Genomic DNA, 21,244 nt, shown 5'->3' with positions numbered 1-21,244 from the left:
TATATTTGGCCAATAAAGCAAATCAGATGAAAGCCCTCTCTATTAAAGACATAGCACTAAAGGCCAAGGTATCTATTACCACGGTTTCATTTATCATTAATGGAAAGGCCAAAGAGAAGTCGATTAGCGATGCGGTAATCAAAAAAGTACAGAAAATTATTGCTGAGAGCGGGTACAAGCCCAATCAGATTGCTCGAAGCCTGAGAACGGGCAATTCGAACATCATAGGGCTTATTGTTGAAGATATTTCCAACTCGTTTTTCTCCAGAATTGCGCGGTTAATAGAAGACAAGGCCTATAAAAAAGGCTATAAGATTATCTATTCGAGCACCGAAAACAGCGTAGAGAAAGCACAGGAGCTCATCACCATGTTCAAGTCGAGAAAGGTAGATGCTTATATCATTTCGCCGATAAAAGGCATTGAAGAAGATATCCAGATTTTGCTGAACGAGAACAAACCCGTGATTTTGTTTGATAGGAACCTGCCCGAACTCAATACCAATTATGTAGGCGCCAACCATTTTGTAGCCTCGCACCAGGCCATCGAAAGCTTTATCAAGCAAGGCAAGAAAAATATAGCCCTGGTTACTACCGATATCAATGTGCAGCAGATTATTGAGCGTGCCGAAGGTTATAAAAAAGCGCTGGCCGACCATGCCATTCCTTTTGATGAAGAACTGTTGCTCAAAATCCCTTTTAACCAGGCAGAAGCCGATACCATTAAGCAGATCAAACAGCTTTTCAAAAACAAAAAGGTAGATGCTGTGCTGTTTGCTACCAACTATTTGGCCATTAGTGGCTTAAAAGTGCTGAAAGAACTGCATCAAACCATAGATGAGAACTTTGCGGTAATCGGCTACGACGACCACGAGGCTTTTGAACTGCATACGCCGAGTATTTCTACCATTCAGCAGCCTTTGGAAGAAATTGCCGAAACCATCATCAAGCTTATCCTCAACCAGCTGGCCTCTAAAAACAAGCTTCCGGATCAGCAGATCATTATTCCGGCCAAATTGATTTTGCGCAAATAAGGCTATCACAACATTTCTTTATAATTAAATTGTATCATTAAAGTTACAATTATGTATTTCATCTGAAATTTTTTTTATTTAAAATTGATTTAGTAAAACGTTTTAGCATTTTCAGTTCTAAATCGCCCTCCAAGTAGTTTTTTGTTTCAAGGCTTCGTGCCCGCCCCATAAAATACTTGTCTGTAGCTAAACTAAAACGTTTTAATAAGGCGTAACCAAAAATAAACTGTATGATGAGAAAATGTCTTCTGGCACTTTGTGGCCTAATTTTAGCCCTAACGGTAAAAGCGCAGGATAAAGCACCTGCCTATCCCTTAATTACCCACGATACTTATTTTAGCGTATGGTCTTTTGGCGATAAGCTTAACGGCTCGGTAACCAAACACTGGACCGGAAGAGAGCAGTCGTTATTGGGTGTGCTCAAAGTTGATGGCCAGTTCTATCGCTTTTTAGGTGCAGCCAGCAAAAGCTACAAAAGCCTATTGCCCACCGCCGACGAGCAGGCCTACCAGGCAAGTTATACTTTTAACACGCCAGCTGGCAATTGGATGGGGGCAGGTTTTAACGAGCAGGGCTGGAGCAAAGCCGATGCACCTTTTGGCGACGACCATACGGCCAAAACCAAGTGGAATACAGCTGACATTTATTTCCGCAGAACCTTTTCGGTCGAGAAATTGTCGACCGCCCAAAAATACCTGAAGTTAAACCACGACGACAATGTTATGGTGTACCTAAACGGTAAAACGATTTACCAAAAAGAAGGCTGGGTACACGAATACATCTATATTCCTATAGCAACCGGAGTTTTAAAAGCTGGAGAGAATACCTTGGCCATCCATTGCAAGAATACGGCTGGTGGAAGACATTTGGATGCAGGCATTGTGGAGGAAATTCCCGATGGGGCTAAAGTATTGGAAGCCGTGCAGCAAAACGTAAAGCTGACTGCGACAAGTACCATTTATAATTTCGCCTGCGGAAAGGTAAATCTCGAAGTAAGTTTTACTTCGCCCTTGCTGCTTAACGATATCGAGTTAACTGCAAGACCCATCAGTTACATCAGCTATGCCGTTAAATCGGCTGATGCGAAACCTCATCAGGTAGATCTTTATTTCAGTGCTTCTTCTACTTTGGCCGTTAACCAGCCCAACCAGCCGGTAAATGCCTGGCAAAACAATAGTGGTGGCCTGGCCATCCAAAAAGCCGGAACGGTAGAACAGCCTATCCTGCAAAAAAAGGGCGATGATGTAAGGATAGATTGGGGCTATGTGTATGTGGCCGTTCCCGCACAATTTAAACCGGTTCAATACCTGGCGCCACAAAACGAGAGCCTGTTGCAGTTCATCGGTCAGAAATATCCAACAGCCAAGGAAATAACCAACAGCAGGCCACTGAATTTGGCTTCGGTTATCCCTTTCGGAAAAGTGGGTAAGGCCTCGGTTTCCAAATACCTGATGCTGGGCTACGATGACGTGAAATCGGTGGCGTATTTTGGAGCGCAGCTTGAACCAATCTGGAAAAAATCGGGCGGGAACTTCGAAAGTCACCCGATTAAGGCCAGTCAGGATTATGCCTCTATTAAGCAAAGATGTACACAATTTGATCAAAAACTGTATGCCGATGCCTTGCGCGCAGGTGGCAAGGCCTATGCCGATTTGTGCAAGCTGGCCTACAGGCAGAGCATAGCCGCGCATAAAATTGTTTATGCGCCAAATGGCGACTTGCTGTTCATGTCGAAGGAGAATTTTAGCAATGGTTCTATCAATACGGTTGATATCACCTATCCTTCGGCACCTCAATATTTGGTGTATAACCCCGAATTGCTGAAAGGCATGATGAACGGCATTTTCTACTATACTGAAAGTGGCAAATGGAAAAAACCTTTTGCTGCGCACGATTTGGGTACCTACCCCTTGGCCAACGGGCAAACTTATGGCGAAGACATGCCGGTTGAGGAAGCAGGCAACATGATCATCCTCACCGCGGCCATTGCCAAGGCAGAAGGCGATGCCAATTATGCCAAAAAACATTGGGAAACACTTTCTACCTGGGCCAATTACCTGTTAAAAGAAGGCTTTGACCCGGCCAACCAATTATGTACCGACGATTTTGCTGGACACTTGGCTAGAAACGCCAACTTATCGGTTAAAGCCATTGTAGCCTTAGGTGGTTATGCGCAATTGGCCGAGGCATTGGGCAAAACTGAAGAAGCCCAAAAAGTAAGAACCGAAGCACAGGCCATGGTAAAGAAATGGTTGGAGCTGGCTGCCGACGGCGACCACTATGCACTGACCTTTAACGATAAAGGCACCTGGAGCCAGAAATACAATATGGTTTGGGATAAGCTGCTGGGATTGGATCTGTTCCCTAAAGAAGTCTATCAAAAAGAAATCAGCTATTACTTAACCAAGCAACAAGCCTATGGTCTTCCACTGGATAGCCGTAAAACCTATACCAAATCAGACTGGATTTTATGGACTGCCACTTTAGCCGATCAGGAAGCTGATTTTCAAAAACTCGTTAACCCGGTATTCCGCTATGCCAACGAAACCACCAGCAGGGTGCCTTTAAGCGATTGGCACGAAACTACCAACGGCAAAATGGTTGGCTTTCAGGCCAGGAGCGTAGTGGGTGGCTACTTTATCAAATTATTGGCAGAGCAATGGAAAAATAAAAAATAAGCCTTGGTCTGTGGCTCACAGACCAACTGTATTGATTATGCCTTACCGGTCTGTGAGCCACAGACCGCGGAATAAAAAACTTAAAATCATACTGCTGATCTATAGATCACAGCTTAAAAAGAAATTAAACGATAGCCTATGGATAAATAAAAGAGAAAACCACATCACATAACAGCTTAAAAAAATCAACAAAAACCAACTATAAACAAAACATTATGAACAAGACATTTACTCGACTCATCAAGCGCAGGCTGATGATGAAAGAGCGCGCCGTGAAAGTTGGCGCGTTATCAATGGCGGTTTGTTTGGCATTAAGTGCATCGGCCGATGCCAAATATGCGCCAGCACCGCTTCTCCTTAAAAACGAACTGCAACGTTCGGTTGCAGACATTGTGATTAGAGGTATTGTTAAAGACGAAACCGGTGCGGGCATACCTGGGGTAGGCGTGAGGGTAAAAGGCGCCCTAACCACCGTAGCTACCGATGTAAACGGCAGCTTCAGCATTACCGTGGCCTCAGAAAATTCGGTTTTGGTATTTAGCTATGTAGGCTACGAAACGCAGGAAATAACTGTAGGCAGCCAAAAAAACATCACCATACAGCTTAAGCCCAGCAGCAATGCGCTCGAAGAAGTGGCCATTGTGGGTTTTGGTACGCAACGCAAGGTGTCATTGATCGGTGCACAATCAACCGTTGATGCCAAAGAGCTCAAATTGCCTGTAGCGAGTATTACCCAATCGTTGGCCGGTAGGATTGCCGGTGTGGTTGGCGTACAAAGAAGCGGCGAACCGGGCCGAAGCGCAGCCGATATCTGGGTGCGGGGTATTTCTACTTTTGGTGGCGGTTCGGCATCGCCATTGGTGTTGGTTGATGGCGTGCAACGCAGCATCTCCAACATCGATCCAGAAGATATCGAATCGTTTACCGTATTGAAAGATGCGTCTGGAACGGCCGTTTATGGCGTGAGGGGTGCCAACGGCGTAATTTTGGTGAAAACCAAAACCGGTAAGGTAGGCAAACCCTCTATCTTTTTCGATTATAACGAAGGCTTGAGCACTTTTACACGTCACCCCAAAGCCTTGGATGGAGTTACCTACATGAACTTGGCCAACGAGGCTTTAACCGGTCGGGGCCAGCCTGCAAAATATACCCAAGATTACATCAACAAAACCGCATCGGGTGTTGATCCTTTGGTTTATCCAAACGTAAACTGGATGGATGAACTGTTTAAGCAATACAGCAGCGTACGCCGGGCCAATTTGAATGCCGGTGGAGGCGTTGAAAATGCGCAATACTATGTGTCGTTGGCTTATTATAACGAAAATGGCTTTTTAAAAACCGACGATTTGGCGGCTTATAATTCGGCCATGAATTACACCCGTTATAATTTTACCAGTAACCTGAACCTAAAAATTACCGGAACCACCAAATTAGACCTGGGCATACAAGGTTTCGCCGCCAATGGCAATTATCCGGGCGAGACTACCGAAAGCATTTTCGGTTCGGCCTTGGATGTGTCGCCGGTCGAATATCCAAAAATCTATCCCAATGGCTCGGTGCCGGGACGTTCCTCAAACGGTGGTTTCCGCAACCCTTATGCCGATTTAACCCGAAGGGGCTACAGAACGGAGTTTGCCAATCAGGTGTACAGCAACTTAAGGGTAACGCAAGACATTAGTCCTTTGGTGAAAGGCTTGAGCGCGTCGGCCATGATTGCTTTCGATGCCACCAACACCAACTCCATCAAGCGATCGAAAAGGGAGAGTACCTACTTTTTAAGGGATATCAATAATCCCTACAAAGCCGATGGCAGCTTAGACCTCATCCAGACTTATACCAGCTCGCAAAACTATTTGACCTATGAACCCGCAAGAGGAGGCAATCGCAAGTTTTACACCGAGGCTTCGATCAATTACGACAGAAGCTTTGGCAAACATCGCGTTGGAGGTTTGATTTTAGGTTATTCTGAAGACCGAACAGAGCCTTTTGCCGGCGATTTTACCGCCTCTATCCCTTTCAGGCAATTGGCTGCTGCGGCAAGGGCAACCTATTCGTATGACGACCGCTACTTTGCCGAATTCAATTTCGGTTATAACGGTTCCGAAAACTTCAACCCTAAAAAGCGTTTCGGCTCGTTCCCGGCCTTTGGTGTGGGATGGATCCCTTCTAACGAGAAGTTCTGGGGCAACATGAAAAACGTGATTTCTTTCTTAAAGTTCAGGTACTCTGACGGTAAAACCGGTATTGGCGATTTGCCGGGCCGTAGGTTTGCCTACCTTACTTTGGTGGCCGATAACGCCAACGGCTATCAGTTTGGCAAAAACTTTTCCAATACTGGTGGCATCAACGTAACCGATTATGGTATCGATGTAAGCTGGGCCGAATCGAGAAAGCAGGATTTGGGTATGGAAATCAGGACCTTGAAAGACAACCTTTACCTGATTGTAGATTTATTTAAGGAATACAGAACAGGCATTTTCTTCCAACGCCAATCTATTCCGGGCTATGTAGGTTTAACCAACCAGCCTTACGGCAACTTGGGTATTGTTGATAACAGAGGTATCGATGCCACTTTAGAATACAATACAAAACTAGGGCAGGTAGATTTAGGCTTCCGTGCAACCTTTACCTATAACAAAGATAAAATTGTAGAAGACGACCGTCCGGTGCAGCCTTATCCCTGGATGAACCGTATTGGCGATAACGTACTGTCGAGGTACGGCTATATTGCCGAGAAGCTGTTCGATTCGCAAGACGAAATCAATAACAGCGCTACGCCAGGCTCAAAAGCTTCTGTCAAACCAGGCGATATCAAGTACAAGGATTTGAACGGCGATGGTTTGATTAACGACTACGATAAAACCAGGATTGGCCGTGGCGATGTGCCGAACAAGGTATATGGCTTTGGCGTAAATGTTTCGTACAAGGGATTTGCCTTGAGCACCTTCTTCCAGGGGGTGCATGGCGCCGACATCATGTTGGGCGGTTCGGGTATATTTCCGTTTAACGGCGGCGGTGGCCTAAGCAATGCCTATACCATTGCTACCGATCGTTGGACACCAGAAAATCCACGTCAGGATGCGTTTTATCCACGTTTGGCCTATGGCGAAGCCGATAACACCAATAATACCCAGGAGAGCTCTTGGTGGGTAAAAGACGTCAACTTTTTGCGTTTAAAAACGGCACAATTGAGCTATAACCTGCCAAAATCGTGGGCTAGCAAAATCCATGTCAAAAATGCGGCGATTTACCTGATCGGTACCAACTTGGCCACTTTCAGTAGCTGGAAGTTATGGGATCCCGAGTTGAATACCAATGTAAATGGAAGGGCAAATGGAGCTAGATATCCAACAACCGCAACTTTGTCGCTAGGTGTTAACCTTAAATTTTAATTTTGACGAACATGAAAAAGTATATATATCTTTCGCTTGTACTGGCTTTAACGCTGGCTACATCATGTAAAAAAGGTTTTTTAGACCAAGTGCCTAACGATAGGCTTACCCTTGACGAAACCTTTAAAACCAGGGCAACCGCCGAAAAATTCCTGAACAACGTATACAGCCAAATCCCCGACGAGTTTGGCCAGCGCAATCCCAATACCGGCCGTAATGCAGGGGTATGGACAGGTTCGTCTGACGAGGCAGAATGGGTTTGGGGCTTTAACCAGTGCAATAACATCAACATCGGCAGCTGGGATTCGAACTCTGGTTTTGTAAACGATTATTGGAACAACTTTTACAGGGGCATCCGCTCGGCCACCTTCTTTATGGCCAATATTGACAAAGTAACCCAGGATATTACGCCTCAATTGGTTACGCAGTATAAAAACGAAGCCAGGGCTTTGCGGGCCATGTACTATTTTTACCTGGTGCGTATGTACGGCCCGGTGGTTCTTATCGGCGAAAACGTAATCGAACCAGATGCCCCAACCGAAAGCATCAGGTTGCCACGCAGCAGCATGGACGAGTGCATCAACTACATTGTTGCCGAGCTGGACGCCGCCGCGGCCAATTTGCCAACCAATCCGGCCAACGACAACAACTATGGCCGCATTACCAAAGGCATGGCCTTAAGCTACAAACTACAGGCTTTGTTGTTGGCGGCAAGTCCGCTCTACAATGGCAATACCGATTTGGCTAGCCTAAAAAACAAGGACGGCAAGCAGTTGATCAGCCAAACCTACGATGTGAACAAATGGAAAAAAGCATCTGATGCCTACAAAGCCTATATCACCCAGTTTGTGCCAGGCACTTACAGTTTGTTTAGAAAAAACAACTCGTCGGGTGTTTTCGATCCGTACTTGTCGTGCAGGGATATCTTTATTGATCGTTTCAACAACGAAATCATCATGATGCGCGTCGAATCTTCTATCGAGGCCCGTCAATACGAGATGACCCCTTACCACAACGGATTTAACTCGGAGGTAAGAGGTTCGGCCGGTTTGGGTGCAACGCAAAATCAGGTCGATGCCTTTTTTATGGCCAATGGCCGCAGTATCGACGATCCGCTGGGTGGCTATGTACAAACCGGAACCACCATGTATCAGGCTCCAGGTAGTCCCATTGCTACCGATACCTACAACCAATGGGTAAACCGCGAGCCACGTTTCTATGTAAACATCACCTACCACAACAGTGTGTGGCTAAATACCAATTTTGGCAACGTAGTGACCCAGTTTAACAACAACGGCAACTCGGGCAAGGCAACCGGAGGCAACGACTATAGCGTTACCGGTTATGCCGTAAGAAAAGCCATGGGCTTGGGCAACTGGAGAGAAAGCAACCGTCCGGTAATTTTGTACCGCGTAGGCAACCTGTTTTTGGATTATGTAGAAGCGCTGAACGAATCGACCCCAGGCGATCCTGATATTTTAATTTACCTGAACCAGATCAGAAACAGGGCAGGTATTCCGGAGTACGGCAGTGGCGCAGGACAAATTCCGGTACCAGTTGATCAGGCGGCTATGCGCGATGCCATCAGGAAAGAGCGCAGGTCTGAATTGGCTTTTGAAAACGTAAGGTATTTTGACACCAGAAGATGGAAAATTGCCGAAACAACCGATAACGGACCGATGTATGGCTTGAACATCACCAAAAACCTGCCAGACTTCTTCCAAAGAACCGTTTTCGAAACCCGAACATTCACCAAAAGGCATTACCTGTTTCCAATTCCGGCTAAGGATGTGAATGCAGATAACCTGATGGTACAAAACCCAGGCTGGTAAATTATTCCCAATCTTAATAATTGATCAGGTAGTGCGAGCGATTGCACTACCTTGATTTGAATTGTTCATCCCTACAACTTAATGCTATGAAAAAGCTAATGGGCATCTTATTCGTTGCGCTGCTCGTATCGGCCAACGGATTTGCACAAAACAAATCGAAACAGAAAACCTCTTTTCAGGTCGCAGCGCCTTGGAGCGCCAATTATGATGTGCGTTCGGATATTGCCATGGTATACGGCATTAACGACGCCGGTGGCAATTTTGAAGAAAGAGTAAAAAGCTACCGCGACAAAGGTTACGAAGTACAGTTTATGACCGGAATTGCCTGGGGCCAATATCAGGACTACTTTTTAGGCGAGTGGGATGGCAAAAACCATCTAGACGAAGGCCAGGTCATGCGCAACGGCGAAACCATTTGGCATGGCAAAAACGTGCCTTACATTGTGCCGTCGGCCAATTTTCTGGCTTATATGAAAACCCATGTCAAACGTGCCATCGATGCCGGCGTAAGCGCCATTTATTTGGAAGAACCCGAGTTTTGGGCACGCGCAGGTTATGGCGAGGCCTTTAAAAAAGAATGGCAAAACTACTATGGCTCGCCTTGGATGGCCCAGCACGAATCGCCAGAAGCCACCTATCTTTCTTCCAAGTTAAAATATCAACTCTATTTCAATGCCCTGAAAGAGGTTTTTGCCTATGTAAAAAGCTACAGCGAAAGCTTGGGCAAAAGGGTAAAATGTTATGTGCCTACACATTCGCTCATCAACTATTCTTCATGGCAGATTGTAAGTCCGGAGGCTAGCTTGGCCAACCTCGAAGGCATGGATGGCTACATTGCGCAGGTGTGGACGGGCACTTCGAGAGAACCGGTTTACTACAACGGCAAGGCAAAAGAAAGGGTATTCGAAAATGCTTTCTTGGAATATGGCTCGATGGTTTCGATGACGGCCCCGACTGGCAGAAAGATCTTCTTTTTAACTGACCCGATAGAAGACCGCGCCCGTAGCTGGGACGATTACAAGGTGAATTACGAAGCCACTTTTACCGCCAAGCTCTTGTATCCCATGGTTGATAATTACGAAGTGATGCCTTGGCCAAACCGCATTTACAACGGCAAATTCAGCGTAGCCGGACAAAAAGAAAAACAGCCTATTTCAAAGGCCTATGCCACTCAAATGCAGGTCATGGTCAATTCGCTCAACCAAATGCCTTTGTCAAACAACAAATTGAACGGCAGCCATGGCATTGGCGTGTTGTTGGCCAATTCGATGATGTTTCAGCGTTTTCCAACCCATGCCGGTTATGACGATCCCTATTTGTCGAATTTTTATGGCATGGCTATTCCTTTGCTCAAAAAAGGCATCCCGGTAGAAACCGTGCACCTAGAAAACCTGGCTAATAAAAATACGCTGAAAAACATCAAGGTACTCATCATGAGCTATGCCAACATGAAGCCCTTATCGGCCAGTTACCACGAAGAATTGGCCAAATGGGTAAGAAACGGAGGCGTATTGCTTTATTACGGCCGTGACAACGATCCTTTTCAGAACATCAAAGAGTGGTGGAATACCAATGGCAACAATTTTACGGCACCTTCGCAGCATTTGTTCAAACTGTTTGGCTTGAGCCCCAACGATAACCATACCGAATACGGGGTGGGCAAGGGCAAGGTTTTCATCGTCCGCAAAGACCCCAAAGAACTGGTGATGCAAGCCAATGGCGATGCCGATTTCTTGGCCAACGTGAAAAACGCCTATGAAACAGATGCCCATGCGGGAGAACTCCTCTTCAAAAACAACTTTGTGCTCGATCGTGGACCATTCAAAATGGTTGCCGTTTTAAACGAAACCAGCAACGACGAAGCCCTAACCTTAACCGGAACTTTCATCGACCTATTCGACCCTGCTTTACCTATACTGCACCAAAAAACCGTGGCTCCAAACACCCAGGCCTACCTATACGATGTGAACAAGGCTACGGCCAAAAATACGCCTCAAGTGTTGGCCGCTGCGGGGCGTTTGGATGACTCCACTGTTAAAATCACCAAAAATAGCTATGCTTTTGTAATCAAGAGTCCATCGAATACCGTTAACGCCATGCGCATTTTGCTGCCCAAAAAACCAAAACAGGTAGCGGCCAAGTTAAACGGCAAAGACCTCGAGCTATTTAAGAATGACTGGGACGAACAGTCTAAGACCCTTTTGTTGAGCTTCGACAATTACAGCGAAGGCGTAAACGTCGATATCAACTGGTAATACAACAACACAAACACACAACATGAAACTCAAACTATTAGGCTTTTTAATGACTTGTGCCATCGCCAGCGTAACGGCGCAAGAAAGAGATTTGGTGCGCTATGTAAATACTTTGCAGGGCACCAACTCCAAACACGAACTTACCCGAGGCAATACCTATCCAACCACGGCGCTGCCTTTTGGCATGCACACCTGGACGCCACAAACCGGCAAAAATGGCGATGGCTGGAAATACCAATATTTTAAAGACAAGATCCGAGGCTTTCAGCAGGCACACCAATGCAGCTCATGGACCAGGGATTATGCCGTTTTTTCGCTCATGCCCATGGTTGATGAATTGGTGGTTGACGAAAACAAGCGCGAGGCCAAGTTTAGCCATCAAAACGAAGTGGCTAAGCCCAATTATTACAAGGTAACTTTCGATAACCAGCTCACTACCGAAATTGCACCAACCGAGCGTGGTGCACACCTCAGGTTCAGCTATCCCAAAAGCAAAAAGAGCTATTTGGTACTCGATGGCTATACCCGATTGAGTGGCGTGCAGATTTTCCCGAAGGCACAAAAAATTACCGGCTATGTCAACAACGGCGAAGGCTTTAAAAAAGGTTGGAAGAGCTATTTCGTTATTCAGTTTGACCAGCCAATCAAAGCTTATGGTACTTGGGACAACAAAACCAATACTGTTAAAACTGATTCAACCACGGCCGAAGGTTTGGGTAAAGGCGCCTACATCGAATTTATGGCTGGCGTTAAAGTGCAGGCCAAGGTAGCCTCATCTTACATTAGCGCTACGCAGGCCGAACTCAATTTACAACAAGAACTGGGCAAGGACAAAACCTTGGAACAAACCAAGGCCAATGCGGCTGCGGTTTGGAATAAAGCGCTGGGCAAAATCTTGGTTGAAGGTGGCAGCGAAGAAGACATCGCTACCTTTTATTCGTGCTTTTTTAGAGCCAGCCTCTTTTCGCGCAAGTTTTACGAAATCGGCAAAGATGGACAGCCTTATTATTTCAGCCCTTACGATGGCAAAATACATCCTGGTTACATGTTTACCGATACCGGATTTTGGGATACGTTTAGGGCGCAATTCCCTTTAAATACCTTGATCCATCCCGAAATGCACGGCCGATACCTGCAAGCCATGCTCGATGCCTACGAACAATGTGGCTGGTTGCCTTCGTGGTCTTTTCCGAGCGAAGCAGGCAGCATGATTGGTAACCATGCCATCTCCCTGTTTACCGATGCCTGGGCAAAGGGCATTCAAACTTTCGACCCGAAAAAAGCCTTGGAAGCCTATGCGCACGAAGCCATGAACAAAGGCCCATGGGGTCCGGCCAATGGCCGCGATGGCTGGAAGGAATACTTTGAGCTAGGCTATGTGCCTTATCCCAAATATCGCGAAGCCACTGCCAAAACCCTCGAATATGCTTACGACGATTTTTGTGGCTACGAATTGGCCCGGCTAAGCGGCAACGATTTTTACCAATCGGTGTTTGCTCGTCAAATGTACAACTACAAAAACGTGTACGATCCGGCAACCCGTTTTATGCGTGGCAAAGATGCCAATGGCCAATGGACGCCGAAGTTTGATCCTACCGAATGGGGTGGCCCATTTACCGAAGGCAATGCCTGGCATTGGCAATGGTCGGTGTTCCAAGACATTCAAGGCCTCATCAATTTAATGGGAGGTAATGAAAATTTTACGGCCAAACTCGACTCGGTTTTTACCGAACCCAACAAGGTAAATGTGGGTACTTATGGAGGCATGATCCACGAAATGACCGAGATGGTGATGGCCAATATGGGGCAATACGCCCACGGCAATCAGCCCATTCAGCATATGGTTTATTTGTACAATTATGCCAATGAGCCATGGAAAGCGCAGTTTCGCGCCCGCGAGGTCATGAAAAAACTTTACAATGCCACCGAGAACGGCTATCCCGGCGACGAAGACCAGGGCCAAACCTCGTCGTGGTACGTACTCAGTGCTTTAGGCTTCTACAGCGTAACCCCCGGCACTGGCGAATATGTATTGGGAAGTCCGCTTTTTAAAAAAATAACCCTTACTTTAGCAAACGGGAAAAAATTTGTAATTGAAGCACCGGCTAATGACGCATCTCATGTATACATTAAGTCTGCAACCCTCAATGGCAAGCCCTATACGCACAATTACATTAGCCATGCCGATTTGGTTAGTGGAGGGACACTGAAATTAGAAATGGATACCAAACCAGCCACGAACAGGGGGCTGCATAAAGAAGATAAACCCTTTTCGCTTACTAAGTAAAAGGTTTTAGTAAGCGAAAAGAAGAATATAATAAACAAATAAAAATGGAAAAACCTGCTGTATTGGGTGTTGATATAGGTGGCTCGCATATTACGGCTGCACTGGTAGATTTAAAAACAGGAACATTAATTGAAAAGTCGATAAAGCGTAATGCGGTTAATTCTAAACAAGAAAAAGAAGCTATCCTAAAAGCCTGGTGCAATGTAATTGAAGCTGCTTTTGCAAGTGCCAACGGAAACGAAAAATACATCGGCATTGCCATGCCTGGCCCGTTCGATTATGAAAACGGCATCTCGCTGATCAAGGAGCAGGATAAATTCAATGCCCTGTACTTGGTCAACATTAAAGAAGAATTGGCCAAGCGCCTGCAATTGAAGCCAACGGCCATCCACTTTATGAACGATGCGGCCGGATTTATGCAGGGCGAAGTCTTTAGCGGTGCAGCCAAGGGCCATAGCCGGGTACTCGGTTTAACCCTAGGCACGGGATTAGGCTCGGCGCTTTCTATCAATGGCGCAGCTTCTGATGCCGAACTGTGGGATTCGGCGTTTTTGGATGGCATAGCCGAAGATTACCTTTCTACCCGCTGGTTTGTGGGGCGTTACAACGAACTGACTGGCAAAAGTTTGGACGGCGTAAAGGAATTGGCCGGTCTGGTAGCTGCCGATGCTTTGGCCAAACAGGTATTTGTAGAATTTGGGGCCAACCTGGCTCAATTTTTAGCCCCGATTATTAAAAAACATGATGCCGAAGTGGTAATTTTAGGAGGGAATATTGCGCAGGCTTTCGATCTCTTTGCGTTGAGCTTAAATATCGGGCTGAGCAAGCAGGGCCTGAATATACCCATTAAGCTAACGGAGCTGAATGAACATGCCGCTTTAATTGGCGCAGCCAGTAATTGGAATCTGGAAATCCATCAAACAGAAAAATAATCAACAAAAAATAAAGGCGCACGAACCACGCGCCACAAAACAAAAATCTAAGCTATGAAAAGAAGAAAATTTATTCAGAACACAGGATTGTTGGGAGCCGGCGTACTGGCTTCAAAATTTTCCTTTGCTTCGGTTTTGGCACCCGAATTTCCGGTAGTTAGGGTAGCTGCCGATAAGCGCCACTTTACGAGCGTATCTGTAGACAAAGCCATCCAAACTTTTCAGGCACATGTGGCCGATAAGGAATTGGGCTGGCTGTTCGAAAACTGCTTCCCCAACACTTTAGATACCACGGTAACCTATTCGGTAAAAAACGGCAGACCCGATACCTACGTCATTACTGGCGATATTGACGCCATGTGGATGCGCGACAGCTCGGCACAGGTTTGGCCGTACCTGCAGTTTGTAAACGAAGATCCAAAACTAAAGGATCTGATCGCCGGCGTCATCAACCGTCAAACACACTACGTTTTAAAAGATCCTTATGCCAATGCCTTTTACAATGACCCGAATAAAGTGGGTGAGTGGAAAAGCGATAAAACCGATATGAAGCCCGGTGTGCACGAGCGCAAGTGGGAAATCGATTCGCTGTGCTATCCCATCCGTTTGGCCTACAACTACTGGAAAAAAACAGGCGACAAATCACCTTTCGATGCCGACTGGAAAAAAGCCATCGAATTGATTTATAAAACCTTTGTAGAACAGCAACGTAAAGACAATAAAGGACCGTACCATTTTCAGCGCGAAACTACGGCTCCAACCGATTCGTTGCCCATGGCAGGCTATGGTTTCCCGGTAAAACCGGTGGGGCTGATTTGTTCGGCCTTCCGCCCAAGCGATGACGCCACCATTTATCCGTTCCTCATTCCATCTAATTTTTTTGCAGTAAGCAGCTTAAGGCAAGCGGCCGAAATGCTTGTCGCCTTGTATAACGATAACGCCATGGCAGGCAGGTTAACTGCTTTAGCTAATGAAGTAGAAGCGGCCTTGAAAAAATATGCCACCAAAGACCACCCGATTTATGGCAAAATATTCGCCTTTGAGGTAGATGGCTTTGGCAGTGCCTATTTAATGGACGATAGTAACGTGCCTAGCTTGCTGTCGATGCCTTATTTGGGTGCTATCAAAGCAGATGATCCGATTTATAAGAACACGCGTAAGTTTATCCTGTCAACCGATAATCCTTTCTTCTTTAAAGGCAAGGCGGCCGAAGGTGTGGGTGGTCCGCATGCGGGGGCCGATATGATTTGGCCAATGGCGATTACCCTGCAGGGCATTACCTCGGTAAGCGATGCCGAAATCAAAAAATGTATCGCCATGCTGAAAAGTACGCATGCTGGCAAAGGATTTATGCACGAGAGTTTCCATAAAGACGATCCTGCCAAATTTACGCGCAGCTGGTTTGCCTGGGCAAATACCTTGTTTGGCGAATTTTTATGGAAAATTTACAACGAAAAACCAGCCTTATTGAAATAAAATGAAGTTGAAATCGGTAAAAATAGCTGGCTTGTTGCTCTCAGTGGCGCTATTGCTAAGAGCTAACTCGGGTTTTGCACAGCAACCTAGCAATTTGCAGTATGTAGATCCAACCATCGGCAGCGTTGGACTTATCTTAGAGCCCACCAGGCCGGCAGTGCATTTGCCCAACAGCATGGTGCGGGTTTTTCCGGCACGTGCCGACCAGTTGGACGATCAGATTGCCTATTTTCCGCTTACCATTTCTTCGCACCGCCAAAACTGGCTGTTCGGGTTGATGCCTTATTCGGGTACCATTAACGAACAGGCTTGGGGCCAAAAATTTACTTCCGACAACGAGCAGATCAGGCCCGATTCTTATAACGGACTGCTTGAAGATAACGGTACCAAAATCAGTTTTACACCTGGCGCCAAAGCCGGTTTTTTTGAGTTTGCTTTTGCGACTAAAGAGGCGCATTATTTACGTTTTAACATTTTAAACAATGGCGAAATCAACCTTGAAAACAAGCATGCCCTTAGTGGCGTTGAAGAATTTCAGGGGATGAAAGCCTATTTCTACGCCGAAACGAACGTAGCGTTGGGCGACATCAGCTATCAAAACGGACAAGGCAAAAAACGCGCATTGATTAAAATCGAAGGGCAGGCATCAAAAGTGGCCTTTAAATATGGCGTATCTTTCATCAGTATTGAGCAGGCCAAAGAAAACTTGAACAAGGAAATTACCGGCTGGGACAGAGCCAAATTGCAAAGCGTAGCTACTGCGGCTTGGAACAAAGTACTCTCGCAGGTGAACGTAAAAGGAGGTACTACTGCACAGAAACGTGTTTTTTATACTTCGCTGTACCGTTCTTACGAGCGCATGGTCGATATTAACGAGTACGGCAAATATTACAGCGCCTACGATCATCAGGTGCACAGTTCCAACCGTCCGTTTTTTGTCGACAATTGGTTGTGGGATACTTACATCGCTTTAGAACCTTTGCAAACCATTCTGAACCCTAAAATGGAGGGCGATAAGCTCAATTCGTATGTACAGATGTACGAACAGAGTGGCTGGATGCCTTCTTTTGCGTTGGTGTTTGGCGATAATCCCTGCATGACGGGCAATCACGCGGCCGCTTGGTTCTTGGATTCGTACCAAAAAGGAGTTCGTGGCTTCGACCTTAAAAAAGCCTACGAAGGCATTAAAAAGAACTCGCTCGAAGCCACTTTATTGCCTTGGAGAAATGGCAAGGCTACATCGCTTGATACATTTTACAATGAAAAAGGTTACATGCCCGCACTCAAACCCGGCGAAAAGGAAACCGTTGCCACAGTGCATGGCTTTGAAAAAAGACAAAGCGTTTCGGTTACTTTAGAAAACAGCTTCGACGATTGGTGCTTGGCGCAATTGGCCAGCAAAAGTGGCAACGAAGCCGATAGGGCTTTGTTCTTGAAACGTGCCGCCAACTATAAAAACGTATTTCGCGAAGACAAGGGCTTTGTTTGGCCCAAAGACAGCGAAGGCAATTGGATAGAACCTTTCGATCCCAAGTTTTCTGGCGGACAGGGCGGTCGCGAATACTTTACCGAAAACAATGCCTATACCTACAACTGGGATGTAAAACACGATTTAGCTGGGCTTTTCCAGCTCATGGGGGGCAAGGCCAAAGCCGAAGAAAAACTCGACGATTTGTTTAGGGCCAGCCTCGGCCGGAGCAAATACAATTTGTGGTATACTTTCCCCGATGCCACGGGCTTGGTAGGCCAATTTGTAATGGGCAACGAGCCGAGTTTCCATATCCCTTATCTCTACAATTATTTGGGTGCGCCATGGAAAACGCAGAAACGGATCAAGATGCTGCTAGACACCTGGTACACCGATAACCTGTTTGGCATTCCGGGTGATGAAGATGGGGGCGGTATGACGGCTTTTGTGGTATTTTCGATGATGGGCTTCTTTCCGGTCACGCCTGGTGTTCCGGTTTACAGCATCGGCAGTCCTACGTTTAACGAAATGAGCATCAAACTCGATAACGGCAAAACTTTTACGGTGTTGGCCAAAAACAATTCGGCTACCCACAAATACATCCAAAGCGCTACCTTAAACGGCAAGGTTTTGAACCGTTCGTGGTTTACGCATCAAGAATTGACCAACGGAGGGGTGTTGACTCTGCAAATGGGCAGTTTGCCCAACAAAACGTGGGGCAGCACCAATTTGCCTCCATCGGCTTTAAACTATAATCCCTAAACATAACAGCACAATGAACAAAACATTTTTAACAGGTTTGGCGCTCGTTTTAACGGCGGTTGGTGTAAGGGCCCAAAATCCCGAAACGATAACCAGAAAAGGCTACACCCTCACTTTTTTGAGCAATTCGGCTTCTTTTGATCCGGCCTTGAAGCAACGCATGATCGAAACTTTTTTCAAGGTTTATCCGGTATTGGCCAAAGACTTTAACCAAAATGCCGATAAAGCCGTAACCTTTAGCATCGATACGGCTTACAAAGGCGTAGCCGCAACAGGTGGCGGCCGTATTGTGTACAATCCCGAGTGGTTTGTCAAACACCCAGGCGATATCGATGTGGTAACCCACGAGGTAATGCACGTGGTACAAAACTATGGCAACGGTGGCGGACCAGGCTGGTTAACCGAAGGCATTGCCGATTATGTACGCTTTAAATATGGCGTCGACAATCCGGGTGCCAATTGGACCTTAACCCCGTTTAAGCCAGAGCAAAGCTATAAAAATGCCTACCGCATTACCGCCCGTTTCTTAAACTGGCTCGAAACGCACGGCCATAAAGGCATTGTGGTTAAACTGGACAACGTTATGCGTACGCATACCTACAAGGAGACTGTTTGGAAAGACCTGACCGGCAAAACCGTTGATGAACTTTGGGCTGCTTATGCCGCCAATCCGAATGCTTAACCTAATTCTCATATCTCAATAGTTAAAAATGATCAAGAAACTACTCACCGCTACATTGGTACTTGCAGGTTTGGGGCTTTCGGCGCAAACTGTAGGCAAGATTACCGATCCTGTAGAATGGATCAATCCGTTAATGGGTACGCAATCAAAGCCCGATTTGTCTAATGGCAATACCTATCCGGCCATTGCAGTGCCATGGGGCATGAATTTCTGGACCCCGCAAACCGGAAAAATGGGCAACGGTTGGGCTTATACCTACGATGCTGATAAAATACGCGGCTTTAAGCAAACGCATCAGCCATCGCCTTGGATGAACGACTATGGCCAGTTTGCCATCATGCCTGTTACTGGAAAGCTGAAATTTACTGAAGACGACCGTGCCAGTTGGTTTACCCACAAGGCCGAAGTAGCCAAGCCATACTATTACAGCGTTTACCTGGCCGATGCGAACGTAACTGCCGAAATTACGCCAACCGAAAGGGCAGCGCAGTTTAGGTTTACCTATCCCCAAACCGATAGCGCTTTTGTAGTGGTCGATGCCCTGAACAAAGGCTCGTACATCAAAATTATTCCAGAAGAACGCAAGATTATTGGCTATACTTCAAAATATGCCCGTGGACCATTGCCGAGCAATTTTAAGAATTACTTTGTCATTTATTTCGACAAAGCCTTTACCATTGCCAAAACTTGGTCGGGCAATAAATTAAATGCAACAGATTTGGAACTGCAAAGCGATCATACCGGTGCCGTCATTGGTTTCAAAACCAAAAATGGCGAAAAAGTGCATGCCAAGGTAGCCTCGTCTTTCATCAGCTTTGAGCAGGCCGAATTGAACCTGAAAAGAGAATTGGCCAACGATAGCTTCGATGCGACTAAAACCAAGGCCAAAGCCATTTGGAACAAAACCTTGAGTCGCATTAGCGTTGAAGGCGGTACGGTTGATCAAACCCGTACTTTCTACTCGTCGTTTTACCGCACGCTTTTCTTTCCCAACAAATTGTACGAGATTGATGCCAACAACAAAATTGTGCATTGGAGCCCGTATAATGGCAAGATCTTGCCAGGCTATATGTTTGCTGGAACCGGCTTTTGGGACACGTTTAGGGCTTTATATCCTTTCTTGAATCTGGTTTATCCGTCTATCAACAAAGAGATGCAGGAAGGCCTCATCAACGATTACAAAGAGGGCGGTTTCTTGCCCGAATGGAGCAGTCCGGGTTTTGCCGATATCATGATTGGCAACAACTCTGCTTCGGTAGTGGCCGATGCCTACATCAAAGGCATTCGTGGCTACGATATCGAAACCCTTTGGGAGGCCGTAAAACATGGTGCCAACAACGAAGGTCCAATGACCGCAGTAGGTCGTAAAGGCGTGAAGTATTACAACGAATTGGGTTATGTGCCTTACGATGTAAAAATCAACGAAAACGCTGCCCGTACCTTAGAGTATGCTTACGATGATTTTGCCATTTATCAACTGGGCAAAGCCTTGGGCAAACCTGAAAGCGAAATCGGCATTTATGCCAAAAGGGCGATGAATTATAAGAATTTGTTCGATCCGGCAAGTGGCCTGATGCGTGGCAAAAACCAGGATGGTACTTTCCAATCGCCGTTTAGTCCGTTTAAATGGGGCGATGCCTTTACCGAAGGCAACAGCTGGCACTATTCGTGGTCGGTGTTTCAGGATATTGCCGGATTATCGAAGCTTATGGGTGGCAAAGAGAAATTTGTACAGAAACTGGATTCGGTATTTACCCTGCCTCCAATCTTTGATGATACCTATTATGGTGGTGTTATCCACGAAATCAGGGAAATGCAGATTGCCAACATGGGCCAATACGCACATGGTAACCAGCCGATACAGCACATGATTTACCTGTACAACTATGGTGGTGCTCCTTGGAAAGCACAATATTGGGTACGCGAAGCCATGAACCGCTTGTACCATGCCACGCCCGATGGCTATTGTGGCGACGAAGACAACGGCCAAACTTCGGCTTGGTATGTGTTTTCGGCAATGGGCTTCTATCCGGTTACACCAGCGGTTGACCAATACGTAGTTGGTGCGCCTTTGTTTAAAAAGGTAACCTTGAATTTGGAGAACGGCAAAACCGTTGTCATCAACGCGCCAACAAACAGCGCAGACAATAGGTACATCCAAAGCCTAAAAGTAAATGGCGCCAGCTACGATAAAAACTGGCTCAGCCATTCGGCCCTGCAAAAAGGAGCTGTATTGGATTTTGGCATGTCGGCTACGCCAAATAAAACAAGAGGCACCAGCGAGAATTCGTTTCCTTACTCGTTTTCAACGGCGAAATAGCCAATTACACTTGCGAAGTTTTTAAAACTTCGCAAGTGTTTTCCAGTTTGTCAAGCTGATTTATTTTGGCATCCATATTAATTACTCTAATATCATCCGCTTTTCATTTGGTTGCACTAAAGGAGAGGG

General features: G+C 46.2%; 11 protein-coding genes. All 11 read left to right on the top strand.

Annotated elements, in window-relative coordinates:
* The first annotated feature begins 26 nt into the window (after nucleotides 1-26).
* The 11 genes from VRU48_RS09330 (at nucleotide 27) to VRU48_RS09280 (ending at nucleotide 21,115) form a co-directional block, all read left to right on the top strand.
* Nucleotides 27-1,031 (top strand): LacI family DNA-binding transcriptional regulator, encoded by a 1,005-nt coding sequence (locus tag VRU48_RS09330; RefSeq protein WP_330107655.1) that lies wholly within the window; start codon nucleotides 27-29, stop codon nucleotides 1,029-1,031.
* 233 nt (nucleotides 1,032-1,264) lie between these two features.
* The gene (locus VRU48_RS09325; RefSeq protein ID WP_431311632.1) at nucleotides 1,265-3,709 is read left to right on the top strand and encodes a glutaminase family protein; all 2,445 of its coding nucleotides are present in this window, start codon (nucleotides 1,265-1,267) and stop codon (nucleotides 3,707-3,709) included.
* A gap of 215 nt (nucleotides 3,710-3,924) precedes the next feature.
* Nucleotides 3,925-7,101, top strand: a complete 3,177-nt coding sequence (locus VRU48_RS09320; RefSeq protein ID WP_330107653.1) for a SusC/RagA family TonB-linked outer membrane protein — start codon at nucleotides 3,925-3,927, stop codon at nucleotides 7,099-7,101.
* Between the two features lie 11 nt (nucleotides 7,102-7,112).
* Complete coding sequence (locus VRU48_RS09315; protein WP_330107652.1) at nucleotides 7,113-8,933, top strand: RagB/SusD family nutrient uptake outer membrane protein; 1,821 nt, start codon at nucleotides 7,113-7,115, stop codon at nucleotides 8,931-8,933.
* Nucleotides 8,934-9,019: 86 nt separating this feature from the next.
* A complete protein-coding gene (locus VRU48_RS09310) occupies nucleotides 9,020-11,188 on the top strand; it encodes a hypothetical protein (protein ID WP_330107651.1) in 2,169 nt (722 codons plus the stop codon).
* Nucleotides 11,189-11,210: 22 nt separating this feature from the next.
* Nucleotides 11,211-13,475 carry a GH92 family glycosyl hydrolase gene (locus VRU48_RS09305; RefSeq protein WP_330107650.1) on the top strand — a complete coding sequence of 755 codons (2,265 nt, stop codon included), beginning with the start codon at nucleotides 11,211-11,213 and terminating at the stop codon, nucleotides 13,473-13,475.
* Nucleotides 13,476-13,519: 44 nt separating this feature from the next.
* On the top strand, nucleotides 13,520-14,407 hold the full coding sequence (locus VRU48_RS09300; RefSeq protein ID WP_330107649.1) for an ROK family protein: 888 nt from the start codon (nucleotides 13,520-13,522) through the stop codon (nucleotides 14,405-14,407).
* A gap of 54 nt (nucleotides 14,408-14,461) precedes the next feature.
* On the top strand, nucleotides 14,462-15,883 hold the full coding sequence (locus tag VRU48_RS09295) for a glycoside hydrolase family 125 protein (RefSeq protein WP_330107648.1): 1,422 nt from the start codon (nucleotides 14,462-14,464) through the stop codon (nucleotides 15,881-15,883).
* A 1-nt stretch (nucleotide 15,884) separates the two neighbouring features.
* Nucleotides 15,885-18,113: a GH92 family glycosyl hydrolase gene (locus VRU48_RS09290; protein ID WP_330107647.1), complete on the top strand. Its 2,229-nt coding sequence runs from the start codon at nucleotides 15,885-15,887 to the stop codon at nucleotides 18,111-18,113.
* 13 nt (nucleotides 18,114-18,126) lie between these two features.
* Complete coding sequence (locus VRU48_RS09285; protein WP_330107646.1) at nucleotides 18,127-18,795, top strand: basic secretory protein-like protein; 669 nt, start codon at nucleotides 18,127-18,129, stop codon at nucleotides 18,793-18,795.
* A gap of 28 nt (nucleotides 18,796-18,823) precedes the next feature.
* Entirely contained in the window at nucleotides 18,824-21,115 is a 2,292-nt protein-coding gene (locus VRU48_RS09280; RefSeq protein ID WP_330107645.1) for a GH92 family glycosyl hydrolase, read from the top strand.
* Nucleotides 21,116-21,244 lie beyond the last annotated feature (129 nt).

The sequence above is a fragment of the Pedobacter albus genome (assembly GCF_036324255.1).
Taxonomy (GTDB): domain Bacteria; phylum Bacteroidota; class Bacteroidia; order Sphingobacteriales; family Sphingobacteriaceae; genus Pedobacter; species Pedobacter albus.
Note: the sequence above shows the minus strand (reverse complement) of the source record. Positions and strands in the feature narration are given on the sequence as shown.

Bases quoted from the DNA above. Each gene is read 5' to 3' on its own strand.
- VRU48_RS09315 (WP_330107652.1), top strand. From the start codon at position 7,113: ATGAAAAAGTATATATATCTTTCGCTTGTACTGGCTTTAACGCTGGCT.
- VRU48_RS09320 (WP_330107653.1), top strand. From the start codon at position 3,925: ATGAACAAGACATTTACTCGACTCATCAAGCGCAGGCTGATGATGAAA.
- VRU48_RS09280 (WP_330107645.1), top strand. From the start codon at position 18,824: ATGATCAAGAAACTACTCACCGCTACATTGGTACTTGCAGGTTTGGGG.
- VRU48_RS09325 (WP_431311632.1), top strand. From the start codon at position 1,265: ATGAGAAAATGTCTTCTGGCACTTTGTGGCCTAATTTTAGCCCTAACG.
- VRU48_RS09285 (WP_330107646.1), top strand. From the start codon at position 18,127: ATGAACAAAACATTTTTAACAGGTTTGGCGCTCGTTTTAACGGCGGTT.
- VRU48_RS09300 (WP_330107649.1), top strand. From the start codon at position 13,520: ATGGAAAAACCTGCTGTATTGGGTGTTGATATAGGTGGCTCGCATATT.
- VRU48_RS09330 (WP_330107655.1), top strand. From the start codon at position 27: ATGAAAGCCCTCTCTATTAAAGACATAGCACTAAAGGCCAAGGTATCT.
- VRU48_RS09305 (WP_330107650.1), top strand. From the start codon at position 11,211: ATGAAACTCAAACTATTAGGCTTTTTAATGACTTGTGCCATCGCCAGC.
- VRU48_RS09295 (WP_330107648.1), top strand. From the start codon at position 14,462: ATGAAAAGAAGAAAATTTATTCAGAACACAGGATTGTTGGGAGCCGGC.
- VRU48_RS09310 (WP_330107651.1), top strand. From the start codon at position 9,020: ATGAAAAAGCTAATGGGCATCTTATTCGTTGCGCTGCTCGTATCGGCC.
- VRU48_RS09290 (WP_330107647.1), top strand. From the start codon at position 15,885: ATGAAGTTGAAATCGGTAAAAATAGCTGGCTTGTTGCTCTCAGTGGCG.